Consider the following 14,034-nt stretch of genomic DNA (forward strand, 5'->3'; position numbering starts at 1 on the left):
CTGACCGGCGCCCGCGAAAGGTGGGGTGCCGGTAATGCCTGAGCTCGCCGACGCTCCCGCGATGGCGCTCGAGCGAAGTTGCGCCCTGACGGCGGTCGCGCTCAGCGAGCAACGCCGCGAAGGTGTCCGGCTCGTCACGGGCGGCCGGCGCGCCTTCGGGTTGAACGGACCGCTCACCTTCGTTCACGTGCCCTACCCCGAAATGCCCGACTGGACGCGCCGAACCCTGACATGCGGTGTGGCCCTGCAATGTTCGCCCTCGAAGGAGCGCATCACCGCATATCGTTTGAACGAGCTGTCGGCTCGCGAACTACGCGCGCTCACCATCGTCGAAGCCAGCGTCGCCCTGGGCTGGATCGCGTCGCGCTGGCCGGGGCTGCTGTCCGAGGTCCGACGCGTGCTGCCGGAGCTGCATCCCGAGGCCGGCGACATGGCCGCTCCGGAGATGCTCAACCGAGCCTTCGCGTTGGCAGCCCGCGGGCAGGCGCTGACGGTGCACCCGCTATTGGGCAACCTGCCGCTGGCCTACACGATGCCGCAGGGTCTGGCCGACAAGCTGCGACGCAGCCTCGGCCGGATGCCGTGGACGACCAAGCAGAAACGCGTGCCGCGGCCGTATTCCGTTCCCGTCGGCGGCGACGGAGGTGTCCGCAATCCCAACCTGCCGCCACCGAGCCGGCCGCAGGACAACGATTTTGACTTCACCCCCGACCACAGGCCTGGCATTCCCTATCCCGAGTGGAATGCGTGGACGAAGAGCTTTATGCGAGACCACGTGGCGGTTCTCGAGCGGGCACATGCCAGCCGCGGTCGCCAACCCGGCACAATCTCCGCCGACCTCCGCAAGTGGTTCGAAGAACACACGCATCGCGCGATGCAGAATCGCCTCGAAGACGGCTCCGATCTGGATGTCGAACAGTACGTCAGCCACTATGTCGACACGATGACCGGCCAGGCAAGCCATCCCCGCATTTTCCGCGAACTGCTACCGAGCAGCCGAGACGTCACCACCGCGCTGCTTCTCGATGGAAGTTCATCGTTGGGCGTGCACGGCGGGCGGATCTTCCGACTGGAATTGGCTTGCGCCGACGCGCTTTCGCGCGCAATGAACCGCGCCCGCGAACGACACGGAATCTTCATGTTCACCGGAAATACCCGACACCGCGTCGAAGTTACCTGCCTGAAGGACTTCGCGGACCCCAGGTTCCTGCCGCCGAGCACCCTCGGTCTTCATACCAGTGGCTACACCAGACTCGGTGCGCCACTTCGTCATTTGACGAGCCGGCTGCTGGCGCAACCCTCCGAGCGGCGCCTGCTGATCGTCATCGGCGACGGCCTGATCTCCGATGAAGGCTACGAGGGCCGCTACGCCTGGGCAGACGCCGCACACGCGGTCGAGGAGGCCAACGACGCGGGCGTGTCGATGTACTACGTGGGCGTTGGACCCACCCGAGTCGATCCTCTGCCAGAAGTGTTCGGGGCCCGTCGTTCGCAGCGGATCCGCCGCATAGAGGAGCTGCCGCGTGTGCTGGCTCATGTACATCGTGAGTTGGTTGCCGCATGAGCATGGACATCTATCTCGCGAACGGCAACGAAGTCCAGCTGTTCGAACAGGCCTTCCGCCAACACCTGCCGGTAATGTTGACCGGCCCCACCGGGTGTGGCAAGACCCGGTTCGTTGAGCACATGGGCCTGCTGTTGGAGCGGCCGGTGGTCACCATCAGCTGCCACGACGATCTCACCAGCTCCGATCTCGTTGGCCGCTTCATGGTGACCGGCGGTGATGTGGTGTGGACCGATGGCCCACTGACGCGGGCCGTCAAAGCCGGCGCGATCTGCTACCTGGACGAAGTCGTCGAGGCTCGCCACGACTCGCTGGCCATCCTGCATTCGCTCACCGACCACCGCCGATCGCTATACCTTGACCGCGCCGGCGAGGTGGTGAAAGCGCCAGACACGTTCATGCTCGTCTGTTCGTACAACCCGGCATATCGCAGCTCGCTCAAAGAACTCAAACCGTCGTTTCGCCAGCGGTTCGTCACGCTTTCCATGGCGTACTTGCCGCCCGACCGCGAGGCCGAAGTGATCGTCGCCGAAGCCGGGATTCCCCTGGCCACCGCACAGCGGCTGGTGGGATGCGCGGTGGCGATCCGCACCGCCGACGAAGCCTTTCACTTCGAACCGCCATCGACCAGGGTGCTGGTCGCCGCCGCGCAGCTAATCACCGCAGGTGCAACCGAATTGGAGGCTGCCGATGCGTGCATACTCGCGCCCCTGAGCACCGACGGTGCCATCACCGACGGCCTGCGCGAAGTCGCTGCAGCCATCTTGGCCGAGTCACCCTAGAAAGGAAAACCGGAATGGATCCGCAGGAGGTAAAGCGCAAGAGGGCGCTCATCATCTTCCAAATCGTCATCTACGGCTATCTACTGGTGATGTTCGGAATCCAGCTCTACATGTCCTTTGCCCGAGGATGGTGGGACCTGTGACCACGCGTGCCCAGATCGACAGTCCAGTCAGCTTCGAGGACCACCACGACGAATCCCGTCAGGCTCAGCGTCGGGCCGACAAGTGGATGATCGTCGGCGCCGCATTGATGGGATGTTGGGCCCCGGGTTTGATCGGGTTTCCCATTTTCATGCGCGGGGTGTGGCTACAGCGCCAAGCCCTGCGCGCCGGCCTGTCGGTTCGGCCGATGATCGTAACCCTGATCGGGTATCTGGTTTTGATCGACGGAATGCTCAACAGTCTGGGCTGGGCCCTGGACCTGGTGGCCAACCACACGTTGATCAACCGGGTTCTCATGGTCGGCTGGGGCAACATGTTCGACGCGGGCTACTTCTGGCACTACAACGAACTCTGGATCGGCGGCGCCGCCGGGCCGGGCGAGAAAGCCTATGTAGCGGGGCTAATTCTTACCGTGTTCTCCATGCGGGTGGCCGCAGCGATCGGGTTCTTACAGATGAAGCGCTGGGGTCACCAGTGGATGGTCATCACCTGCTGGATGGGCGTGGTGATCTGGTCCGCCTATGTGTTCAACATGACGATGTTCGCCGACGTGCGTTACGCGGGCGTGGTGTTTCCGGTCATCGGCTGGTGGCTCTACGACATCTTCTACATCACACCGTTCCTCGCGATCCCGTACCTGCACACGGTCAATCGCGAAATCTTCGCTGACTGAACAGGTTTAAGGAGTACACCCATGACCACAGAGTCACCGACCGAAGAAAAAGACCCGACCAGCGATCTCGAGCCGGGCACAACGCCGTACTACGCGCGCATGCACATGTGGATCAAGCGCGCCGTCTTGGTGTGCCTGGTAGCACTTGTGATCGAAGGCGCATTCACGTTGCCGTTCATGGCGGTCTACTACGGCTACCCGACGCTGAGTCTCACGGAGATCTGCAGCGAACTGCTGAAGATCAGGTACTCCAACGACACACTCGAGTGTCAGTACCCCTACCCGATCCTCGGCCCACCGGAAGGCGCCGCGGGTAAGGCGACCGCACAGGATGTCTGGGGAATTCAACCGATACCCAAATATCACCGCCTCGGATTCCGCGAACTCGTCAGGATTCACAACGAGCGGCTCGCTCGTCAGGCGGCCCAACAGCATTCGGCGCAGCACCCATGACACGCAAATTGCGCGTAATCCAATGGGGCACCGGAAATGTCGGCAAGCACTCGGTCGCGGCCGTGCACGAACACGCCGACCTCGAACTGGTGGGGGCACTGGTCTACAGCGACGAGAAAGCCGGGCGCGATGTCGGCGAGATCGTCGGCCTTGACCCGATCGGGATCATCGCGACCAAAGACGTCGACGAAATCCTGGCACTGGACGCCGACTGCGTGCTCTACCACGCGCAAGGTGACTGGAACCCACCGGCCGCCCTCGACGACATCTGCCGGCTGCTGGCGTCGGGCAAGAACGTGGTGTCCACCGCGGTCACCGCGTGGATCTACCCGCAGAGCACCGAGGGCGACGTCGTCGATCGACTCGAAGCGGCCTGCGCCGAGGGGCAGAGTTCGTTCCACGGCACCGGTATCGAGCCAGGCTGGGGCTCAGAGGTGCTGCCGCTCGCGATGTCTGGGCTGTTCCGCCGAATCGATTCGCTGGTGGTCCAGGAACTGATGGACTACAGCACCTATGAGCAGCCGTTCGTGCTGTTCGACGTGATGGGTTTCGGGAAACCGCCCGACACCCGGGTACCGATGGACGAACCCGCCATCGGCGCACTGTCTTTCAAGGCCCCGCTGATGCTGGTCGCGGAGGGACTCGGTGCCACGATCGAGGACTACGTCTGGGAACGGAAAGTCGCCACGACCGACAAGCCGATCGACGTCAAGGCGGGCCGCGTGGAGGCCGGCACCGTGTCGGCGGTGCGATTCGCCTACAGCGCAATCATCGAGGGACGTCGGGCCCTGACCGTCGAGCACATCACCCGCCTTGGGGCAGACCAGGCGCCGCACTGGCCGAATGGGCGAGGCTGGAAAGTCACGGTCGAGGGCCTCCCGTCGATGGTGCTCGAATCTCGGATCGCCATCCATGACGAGGACGACACCGACCAGGCCTGTCTTGGCACCGCCATGCATTCCGTGCACGCGATCGCACCGGTGTGCGCGGCGGCTCCCGGAATCCGCACTTTTCTCGATTTGCCGAACATCATCGGCCGAGGGGTGCTGTCGAAGGGGCTTTCCCGTTGACCTACCGGATCGTCCAGTGGACGACGGGAAATGTTGGCAAAAAGTCGGTGCATGCGATAGCGACGAATCCCATGTTGCAACTTGTCGGGTGTTACGCGTGGTCTCCCGACAAGGTCGGCCGCGACGTCGGTGAACTGTGCGGCATCGAGACGCTCGGTGTGCCGGCCACTGAGGACATCGATTCGCTGCTCGCCCTGAAGCCCGACTGTGTGGTGTATAACCCGATGTTCGCCAAGGTCGACGAGCTTGCCCGCATTCTCGGCGCAGGCATCAACGTGGTGACCTCATCCGAATTCATCAACGGGCACCAACTAGGTGAGGAGCGTGATCGCATCGTCGAGGCCTGCGAGCGGGGCGGTTCGACCATCTTCGGCAGCGGCATCAACCCTGGCTTCATCCAGCTCTTCGCCATCGTCACAGCCGGGATCTCGGACAGAGTGGATCGCATATCCATTGTCGAGTCTTTCGACACCACGATCTACAACTCGCCTGCAACCGAAATCCCCATGGGCTTCGGCTATCCCATTGACCAGCCGGACCTTCGCGACATAACCGAGAAGGGATCGGGCATCTTCCGCGAGGCGGTTCTCCTGGTCGCGGACGCCCTCGGGATAGAACTCGACGGCATCCGCTGTGACGTCGAGTACGCGCAGACCACTGAAGATCTCGAATTGCCCGGCGACTGGACCATCTTGGCCGGCTGCGTGGCGGGCATCGACGTCCGCTGGAAGGGAATCCTCGATGGGCGCGACGTCGTCGAGATCCGCGGAGTATGGACCAAGGGCCAATCGCTGGACCCCGCTTGGCCGACTGATTTCGGGTACACCATCACGGTCGAGGGCCGTCCGACGATAAAAAGCACGCTGAGTTTCCTTCCGCCGCCGGACTTTCACGGCGAGACGCTGGACGACTACATCATGTTGGGTCTCACTATCACCGCCATGCCGGCGATCACCGCGATACCAGCCGTTGTCGCCGCCCCGCCCGGCATCGCCACCTATAACGATTTGCCGCTGCTGCTTCCGCGTGGAGTGCTGGCCCGTGGGTGAGAGGACGTGCACGTCATGACCGCAACGACCGGCGCGCCCAGCGTCTTCGAGGCTGGACTACCGACGCTGGACTATGACATCAGCGAATCGCCGCACGAGGTCTGCGAACGCATCCGGGCAGCGCAGCTGCGCGGCCCCATCGCCATCGGCCCGTTCGGTCCCGAAATCCTCTCGTACGAATTGGCGCGCAGCGTTCTCCGCGACACCAGGTTTGTCATTCCCCCAGGCCTGCATCTGGCCGCGCAGGGCGTGACCTCAGGTCCGCTGTGGGACAGAGTGGTCGGCAGCATCATCTGCGTGGAAGGCGCCGAACATCATCGGCTGCGGAGTCTGGTATCGCGGGCATTCACACCGCGGGCCACCTTGCGATTGCACGACACCATCGGTGAGGTGGTCAACGAACTCATCGATGGCGTCGTCAGGATAGACGGGGCCGACGGTTGCGACATCGTTACCGACATTGCCCGCCACTACCCGATTCCGATCATCTGCGCACTGCTCGGTGCGCCACGCGCAAGCTGGGCAGAGTTTTCGCGATGGGCCGAAGCCATCTTCAAGATGGCCAACTTTTCCGTCGATCTCGCCGAGGAAGCGCCCGAGATCCTGCGAGGTTGGGCCGAACTCGACGCCTATGTCGATGAAATGATCGCCGAACGGCGACACCGCCTGACCGACGACCTACTCTCTGATCTCATCCGTGCCGAGGATGATGGCGACCGGCTCAGCGCCGACGAGCTTCGTATGACCGTGGCCAGCTTGTTGCTGGCCGGAACGGACACCACCCGCAATCAGCTCGCCGCTTCCGTACAGGTACTGCTCGATCACCCCGAGCAGTGGGCGATGCTGCGCGAGCACCCCGAACTCGCGATGCCTGCGGTCGAGGAAACGATGCGGCACTCGCCCGCCGTGTGCAACACCGTCCGCACCGTGTACGACGACGTCGAGCTGGACGGCTACACGTTCCCCGCCGGCAGCTACATCTTTGTGAATTCCTTTGCGGCCAATCGTGATCCCGATATTTATCCCGATCCGGACCGGTTTGACATCACCCGCAAGGACGCGCCGGCGGTGCTGACGTTCGGTGGCGGCGTGCATTATTGCCTCGGCGCGAATCTGGCCAGGCTGGAGCTGGCCGAAGGACTCAAGATTTTGGCCAACCGGCTTCCGGACGCCCGCCGTGCCGGACCCGCACCGTGGAAGCCCATGCTCGGCATGAGCGGGCCGACAAGCCTTCCCGTAGAGTTCGGCCGCCGATGACCCAACTTCCACCCCTCCCGCTCCCCGACCGCTCACCCGATCTTGCAAGGAGGTCACCGATGGACGATTCACCGTCACGGTTGCATCACGTCGTCTTCGCGGTGACGCGTGAGCGGCATGAAGCTGTGGGACAGCTCTTCACCGAGCTGGGGTTCAGCTTCGAAGCAATCAACTTAGACGAACTCGGGATCCGCGTGCTGCTGGATTGGGACCGAGGCATCGAGCTGATCAGTCCGAACCCGGGATCTGATGCGACGGTGGCTGTTTCAGTGACTGATTTTTTGGCGGGTCATGGTGATGGTGGTGTCTTCACGGTGGTGGTGCAGGTTCCGGGCGCGTCGGCGGCAGAAGATATCGCCCAACGTTACGGCTCGACCACACGATTCCGGCAAGGCTTTGAGGGCGAAGGCAATTACCTCGAGGAAATCGACTTATCCGTATTCGGCTTGCCGCTGACCTTCCTGTCGACCAACCTGCCTTAAAGGAGTGCCATGAGCGAACTGCGGTTTGACGGCCGGGTTGCCATCGTCACCGGGGCGGGCGGCCAGCACCCGAGCCTGGGCCGTTCCCACGTCACTCTGCTCGCCGAGCGAGGAGCCAAAGTGGTGGTGAATGACCTTGGCGTGGGTCCCGACGGGCGCGGAATCCTGCGGGCGAACGCGGAGCAGGTCGTCGACGAGATCCGGGCCGCGGGCGGCGAGGCGGTTCACGATCAGCACAGCGTTGCCGACGAAGAAGGTGCCCGCAGCGTGGTGGCGACGGCGCTGGACGCCTGGGGACGGCTCGACATCCTCGTGAATAATGCCGGTGTCTGCGCCATGGCGCATTTCGATGAGATCTCCAGTACCGACATCCGGCAAATCCTCGACGTGCACCTGATGGGGACGTTATGGATGTGCCGGGCCGCATGGCCGCACCTGAGGGAGGCAACCTACGGGCGCATTGTGAACACCACATCGGGCGCGATGTTCGGGATCGAGCATCTGTCCATTTACGGTGCGGCCAAGAGCGGAATCTTCGGATTGACGCGCGGACTGGCCGTCGAAGGCGCGACACTCGGTATCAAGGTCAACGCGTTGGGACCGGCCGCCAACACCACCGCCATCCACCACTTCAACGAGGCTTCGCCCTTCACCTCGCTGATGGAAGAGCACTTCCCGACCAGCCTGGTGTCGCCCGTTGTGGCATACCTCGCTCATGAGAGCTGCGCACTGTCTGGCGCCAACCTCGAAGCGGCCGCCGGCAACGTCGGCCTACGCGTCTTCGGCCAGACCGCCGGATACACCGACGCCGATCTGACGGTCGAGAAGGTGCGGGACAACCTCTCGACGATCACGGATAAACGCACGGCGACGATGATCCCCGACCCCGGTGAGGTGCCCGCCGGACCCACGGGTGCGGTTCAACTGGGCGCCGTTCTGAAGCCCTACCAACCGATTTAGCGCAGCGACGCTGCTCAACCAGGAGACATCATGACAGTCGGTGCGACAAAGCCCAGTGTCTTTGAGGCCGATTTACCAGTGCTCGACTATGACGTCACCGACACACCGCAGGAGATCTACCCGCAGTTTCGCGCGGCCCAAGAGTTGGCGCCGATCGCACTGGGTCCCGTTGGGCCGGAGGTGCTCTCCTACGAACTTGCTCGAACCGTACTCGGCGACCCGCGGTTCGGCATTCCCCCGGGAATTCACCTCACTGCGCACGGGGTCACGTCCGGGGAACTGTGGGACCGGGTCGTCCGCAGCATCCTATGCATGGAAGGCGCCGAACACCGCCGGTTGCGCGGCCTGGTGTCGAAGGCCTTTACCCCGCGAGCAACCGCTCGCATGGATGAAACGATCCACGCCGTCATCAACGAGCTCGTCGATGCCGTTGTCGCGGAAGGAACTTGTGAGTTTGTCGAGGAGATCGCACGGCCGTACCCGATCCCGGTGATCTGCGCCTTGCTGGGTGCGCCTCGGCAAGACTGGCAGCTGTTCTCGAAATGGGCGGAAGACATTTTCAAGATCGTCAGTTTCGACTGTAATCTCGCCGAGGAAGAGCCCAAGGTCCTGAAAGCCTGGGACGCCTTCGACGAATACATCGACGGAATGATCGCCGATCGGCGCAGGGCCCTGACGGACGACCTACTGTCCGAACTCATCCGGGCCGAAGACCCGACTTTTCCAGGCGACCGACTTGATGCCGCCGAAGTCCGGATGCTGGCGTTCAGCATCCTGGTGGCCGGAACCGACACCACGCGTACGCAATTGGCAGCCTCGATGCAAGTCCTCTGCGAGCATCCGGACCAGTGGGCGCTACTTCGCGACCGTCCCGAACTCGGGATGAAAGCCGTCGAGGAAACCATGCGCCACTCTCCGTCGATGTGCAGCACCCTGCGCAGTGTCACCGACGACGTCACGATCGCCGACCACACGTTCCCGGCCGGCACCTTCATCATCGTGAACACCTATGCCGCCAACCGCGATCCGTCGATTTACGACGACCCCACGCGCTTCGACATAACCCGCGACGACCCGCCGCCTATCCTCACCTTCGGCGGCGGCGCGCACTACTGCCTCGGCGCGAACCTCGCCAGGCGGGAACTCAGCGAGGCACTCAAGATTCTTGCCCGTCGCCTGCCGCATCCGCGCTGCGCCGAGAACCCACCGTGGCGGCCACTTCTCGGGATGAGCGGGCCGACGCGCCTTCGTCTCGAGTTGCAGGAACGACCGTGACCGAGCCGCACGACGCCCAGTCAATTCCAGTGCTCGATCTGGACGACCTGCCGATGTCCTTCGACCGGGGCGCCGGCTGGGCCGCCCTGCGCGACGCGGGCCCGGTGGTGTTGAGCGACGGGTGGTACGCACTCACTCGCCGAGAAGATGTGCTCGCGGCGCTGCGCAACCCCGAGGTGTTCTCCTCGAAGAAGGCGTTCGAGGTCGTCGGCAGCCCACTGCCACTGGTGCCGGCGGCGTTTGACCCTCCCGAGCACACGCGATTCCGAAAGATCCTGCAGCCCTTCTTCAGTCCGCACGCGCTGGCCGGAATCCTGCCGTCAATTCAGGCCCAGGCGATCGACATCATCGACTCGATTGCCCAACGCGCCGAATGCGAGGTGATGACCGAACTGGCGACTCCGTATCCGTCGCAGGTGTTTCTGACCCTGTTCGGGCTGCCGTTGCAGGACCGTGAGCGGCTGATCAGATGGAAGGATGCCATCATCGAATTGAGCATTCCGAATGCCGCCGGCGAGGACCCCGATCTGACACCGGCGCTCGAATTGTTCGCCTACCTGACCGAGGCGGTCGCCGAGCATCGGCAGAACCCGGGCGACGACGTCCTGTCCCACGTTCTGGCCGGCCCCGACGCGCTCACCGACGAAGAAGCGCTCGGCATGGCTTTCTTCTTCGTGCTGGCGGGCTTGGACACGGTCACCTCGGCGATCGGGGCGGCGATGCTGGAGCTGGCTCGTCGGCCCGGGCTAGCTGCTCGGCTTCGGCAAAGCCCCGACGAGATCCCCGTTTTCGTCGAGGAGATCGTGCGGCTGGAGTCATCGGCTCCCGTCGTTCCCCGGGTGACGACCGAGGCCGTCACCATCGCCGGTATCACCTTGCCGGCGGGCTCTCGGGTGCGGCTTTGCCTCGGTGCGATCAACCGGGACGGCAGCGACGCGATATCGAGTGACGACCTGGTGCTGGATGGCAAGGTGCACAAGCATTGGGGTTTCGGTGGTGGTCCGCATCGTTGCGTGGGTTCGCACCTGGCCCGGATGGAGATGAACGTCGTGGTGACCGAATGGCTGTCCCGGGTAACCAATTTCGGGCTTGCCGCGGGCTATCGGCCGGAGATCATCTGGCCGTCGCCGACGTGCACGTTGCCGCGGTTGCCGCTGCGGATTTTTAACTCGGGTTAGGGCGCCAATTCGAGCAGGTGAATTTCGCCCGTCGCCCCGTCGACCTCGATGAGCGCTCCCGGCGGCAACGCCCGAGTCGCCCCGACGACGTCGACCACGCAGGGAAAACCGAATTCACGGGCCACGACGGCGGCGTGTGACATCGGCCCGCCGAGTTCGGTCACGACCGCCGCGGCGTAGCAGAAGGCGGCGGTGTAGCCGACATCGGTCACCTCGGCGACCAGGACCTCACCTGGCTGCAGATCGTCGATGGTGTCCGGTCGCACGATCCGCACCCGTCCCCGGACACGTCCCCCGCAGACCCCGACGCCGCGCAGGGTGTCCCCGGGGGCCAGCGTCGCCCACGACGGCGTCGCGGGCTCCCAGCTGCCGCTGAAGACCGCCGGTGGTGCGATGTTGGCCAGGCGGCGCTGCTCGGCCCGGCGGCGGGCCACCGTCTGCGCGACTTCCGATGGCAGCGCTTCGAGTTCGTCGACCAACAGGTAGAAAACGTCGTCGGCCGAGTCGAAGACGCCCGCTGCGGTCATCCTTCGCCCGAACTCACGCAGCAGCCCGCGCAACACCCAATTCGCGCGAACCACCTTGTCGCGACGCACTTCCCGGTGGCGGATCTGCGTCGTGAGCAACGACACCAAGGGCCGGACGGGCAACGGAACTCGCGCATGTCGCAGGGGTGGCGCCGACGGCGCGCCGATCGCCCTGGCCACCATGCGAACCAACAATTCGGGGTCGTCGGCGTAGCTGGTCGACAGCATCTCGAGTTCTGCCGGTCCGCGGTGTCCTATCAGCGCCAGCTCCCTTAGCACCGCGGCATGAAACTCCGGAGCGTCAACGGCCAGCTTGCCGAAGCGTTCGCCCGGTTCGGACAGCAGGCGCAGCACATCCGGGTTGTGTTGTGCCGCAAGCACCAGTCGCTGCATGGCCTCCACGGGTCTCGCACTGACCAGATCCGACCCGACCGACGGCGCCGCGTCCCCTCCGGCCAGGCTCAACAGCATGTTGAACGAGGCGCACAGCATGAACGACCCCGAGGCCAGCACCCAGCCGTGCACGACGTGGTCGCGCGCCAATGAGATCAGGCTGAGTAACCGGCGATCGTCAAGTCGAGTGAAGTCATCACCGGCGAGACGCTCCAGCCGGTCGACGTCCTCGACAAAGTCGTGGGTGTCCCGCGGCGAACCGGCACTCAGACCGACGACGTTGAGGCCGAACACCCCGATGTTGCGGAGTACGCGCAGTTGCTTTCCGCCCCAGCTGCGTTCGGCACCAGGAAGCTCGTCACCGAAGATCGGCAGGGAAGCCATGCTGGGGCCGAAGAACCCGCTCGTGCTGATGAACATCGCGGGCTCGACGAACGACGCGGTCTCGGCCATATAGTGTGCCGTCGTAATCGCCCCGTAAAGCCGGTGCGCAAATACTCCGACGGTGCGCATGGAGATCTCACGCTGGATGATCCCGCCGGGACGCAGCCGTTCGGCGATGCCGACCCCGCTGGCGCGCAGCCCACGCACGGTGACCGACGCCGACGACGGCGAGAACGGGCCGGGTAGCGCCTCGGAAAGGTTGGTGGCCAGGAAGGTCGGGAAGCGCGGGTCGATGGGAGTGTCGAATTCGCCGTTGAGTCCTTGTGGGCCAGCCAATTTGGGAACCACCCCATCTTCGGCGGGCGTGTCGACGGCTGGCGGGTCGTCGATGGCGGCGAGGCGCCACGGCAGCGAAATCACCCGCCTACCCACCGCGACCCGGCCACGCAGCCCCAGCGCCAGATCCTCGATGCACTCCCGCGCGTTCCACGCCGGCCGGAATCCCCATTCGTCACGCAGCCGCGAGGTGTCCATCAGCGGCGCACGCAGTATGAGCACCAGCTCGGTGCGCGAGGTCAGGCCCGGCAGCAGCGGACGCTTGACCGCAGCGGCGATCTGACGAAGCGTCGACGTGCCCGCCGCGGCGAGATTGACTGGGCCGTCTGGTGTTTCGGTGTCCAAGAGCGCACGCATCAACAGCCGGAGTACGTCGTCGACATGAACGACCTGCACGGGACGGTCGGCGGAACCGGCGGGAAACGCGGGCAGCGCGAACAGCCGGCGCACCCAGTTGTCAACGCCGCGGCCGACGACGAGCGCGGAGCGGATCACCACCGAGTCGATTCCGGAGGCCGCCAGCATCTCTTCGACGCAGGCCTGCTGGATGCCGTCGGCGTCCGTCGGAGCCGCCGCGTGTGCCGACGAAAGGAAGACGACGCGCCCGTTTCCGGCCATCGCGTCGAGGACGTTGCGGGTGCCCCCGACGTTGACTTCGTGGCTGATGCGACCATCCGGCCCGGAGCTTCTCGCCCACGCGCAATGGGCGACGGCGTCGACGGCGGCCAGGCAACCGCGGACGGTATACGGGTCCCGGATGTCGCCGACAACGAAATCGACTGCGCTCGGCCAGCTTTCGGGCCGGTGGCGGGCGAGGCCGACGACGTCGTGGCCCTGGCCGGCCAACCGGGCGGCCAGCCCGCGACCGAGCGGCCCGCTGGCCCCGGTGACCGCGATTTTCACTGCATTGCTCTACTCGTCGTCGTTCCGCAAGACGGTGTTGACCAGGTCGTCGAGATCCATGTCCGCGATGCTCTTCTCGGTGGGCTGACCGTTGTCACCGTTTTCGTGGGACTCGTTCGCCAGCGTGAGCAACAGGTCCAGCACTCCGGCCTGGCGCAGGCGCTTGACCGGGATCGATCCCACCACGCGCTGTATTTCGGCATCACCGGACACCGGAGCCGGGGAGATGCCAAGGAGCTCACTATGGATATGGCCGGCCAGTGCTCGGGGCTTGGGGTAGTCGAACATCACGGTGGGTTGCAGCGCCAGCCCGGTCGCCGATTTGAGCAGGTTGCCCATCTCAACGGCGGCCAGCGAATCAAAACCCACCAACTCCTGGACGGCCTGGTCCGGATCGATTGCCTCCGGGCTAATGCGTTTCAGCACGGCACCGATGTTGGCGCGCACCAGGTCCAACAGCACCGCCTGTTGGTCGTCCTCCGGAAGGCCATCGAGGCGCTGCAGCAGAGCCGATTTCGCCTTCGCGGCCGCGAGAGCGTCGTCAACAGACTGACGCTGCGATGACATCAAGTCGACGAGCTTCGGT

The 14,034-nt window shown here is 64.5% G+C and carries 13 protein-coding genes and 1 pseudogene; 12 read left to right on the top strand and 2 right to left on the bottom strand.

The genetic code is table 11. The features are described 5' to 3' along the window. The first annotated feature begins 34 nt into the window (after nt 1-34). The 12 genes from G6N66_RS14965 to G6N66_RS15015 all read left to right on the top strand — a co-directional run bounded on the left by G6N66_RS14965 (nt 35) and on the right by G6N66_RS15015 (nt 10,905). Nucleotides 35-1,564 carry a nitric oxide reductase activation protein NorD gene (locus G6N66_RS14965; RefSeq protein WP_085232882.1) on the top strand — a complete coding sequence of 510 codons (1,530 nt, stop codon included), beginning with the start codon at nt 35-37 and terminating at the stop codon, nt 1,562-1,564. Then, on the top strand, nt 1,561-2,346 hold the full coding sequence (locus G6N66_RS14970; protein WP_085232883.1) for a CbbQ/NirQ/NorQ/GpvN family protein: 786 nt from the start codon (nt 1,561-1,563) through the stop codon (nt 2,344-2,346). The genes G6N66_RS14965 and G6N66_RS14970 overlap by 4 nt, the downstream gene beginning before the upstream one ends. Before the next feature lie 14 nt (nt 2,347-2,360). Next, nucleotides 2,361-2,489, top strand: coding sequence for a hypothetical protein (locus tag G6N66_RS30090; protein ID WP_263988263.1), 129 nt, complete (start codon nt 2,361-2,363; stop codon nt 2,487-2,489). A gap of 86 nt (nt 2,490-2,575) precedes the next feature. Further along, on the top strand, nt 2,576-3,181 hold the full coding sequence (locus tag G6N66_RS14975; RefSeq protein ID WP_232079513.1) for a hypothetical protein: 606 nt from the start codon (nt 2,576-2,578) through the stop codon (nt 3,179-3,181). A gap of 21 nt (nt 3,182-3,202) precedes the next feature. Next, a complete protein-coding gene (locus G6N66_RS14980; protein WP_085232885.1) occupies nt 3,203-3,634 on the top strand; it encodes a hypothetical protein in 432 nt (143 codons plus the stop codon). Further along, nucleotides 3,631-4,704, top strand: coding sequence for an NAD(P)H-dependent amine dehydrogenase family protein (locus G6N66_RS14985; RefSeq protein WP_085232886.1), 1,074 nt, complete (start codon nt 3,631-3,633; stop codon nt 4,702-4,704). The genes G6N66_RS14980 and G6N66_RS14985 overlap by 4 nt, the downstream gene beginning before the upstream one ends. Beyond that, entirely contained in the window at nt 4,701-5,753 is a 1,053-nt protein-coding gene (locus tag G6N66_RS14990) for an NAD(P)H-dependent amine dehydrogenase family protein (RefSeq protein WP_085232887.1), read from the top strand. The genes G6N66_RS14985 and G6N66_RS14990 overlap by 4 nt, the downstream gene beginning before the upstream one ends. A gap of 15 nt (nt 5,754-5,768) precedes the next feature. Continuing rightward, nucleotides 5,769-7,010 carry a cytochrome P450 gene (locus tag G6N66_RS14995; protein WP_085232888.1) on the top strand — a complete coding sequence of 414 codons (1,242 nt, stop codon included), beginning with the start codon at nt 5,769-5,771 and terminating at the stop codon, nt 7,008-7,010. Nucleotides 7,011-7,069: 59 nt separating this feature from the next. Next, the gene (locus G6N66_RS15000; RefSeq protein WP_085232889.1) at nt 7,070-7,492 is read left to right on the top strand and encodes a hypothetical protein; all 423 of its coding nucleotides are present in this window, start codon (nt 7,070-7,072) and stop codon (nt 7,490-7,492) included. A gap of 9 nt (nt 7,493-7,501) precedes the next feature. Further along, nucleotides 7,502-8,452, top strand: coding sequence for an SDR family NAD(P)-dependent oxidoreductase (locus G6N66_RS15005; RefSeq protein ID WP_085232890.1), 951 nt, complete (start codon nt 7,502-7,504; stop codon nt 8,450-8,452). A gap of 30 nt (nt 8,453-8,482) precedes the next feature. After that, the gene (locus G6N66_RS15010; RefSeq protein WP_085232891.1) at nt 8,483-9,727 is read left to right on the top strand and encodes a cytochrome P450; all 1,245 of its coding nucleotides are present in this window, start codon (nt 8,483-8,485) and stop codon (nt 9,725-9,727) included. Beyond that, the gene (locus G6N66_RS15015; protein WP_372515636.1) at nt 9,724-10,905 is read left to right on the top strand and encodes a cytochrome P450; all 1,182 of its coding nucleotides are present in this window, start codon (nt 9,724-9,726) and stop codon (nt 10,903-10,905) included. Before G6N66_RS15010 ends, G6N66_RS15015 begins: the two co-directional genes overlap by 4 nt. Here G6N66_RS15015 and G6N66_RS15020 read toward each other — a convergent pair. Further along, nucleotides 10,902-13,448: a PEP-utilizing enzyme gene (locus G6N66_RS15020; protein WP_085232892.1), complete on the bottom strand. Its 2,547-nt coding sequence runs from the start codon at nt 13,446-13,448 to the stop codon at nt 10,902-10,904. The two genes, G6N66_RS15015 and G6N66_RS15020, sit on opposite strands and share 4 nt — an antisense overlap. 9 nt (nt 13,449-13,457) lie before the next feature. Further along, nucleotides 13,458-14,033 (bottom strand): annotated as a pseudogene (locus G6N66_RS15025) (acyl carrier protein); the annotation flags it as partial. Nucleotide 14,034 lies beyond the last annotated feature (1 nt).

This window comes from Mycobacterium conspicuum (genome assembly GCF_010730195.1).
GTDB lineage: Bacteria > Actinomycetota > Actinomycetes > Mycobacteriales > Mycobacteriaceae > Mycobacterium > Mycobacterium conspicuum.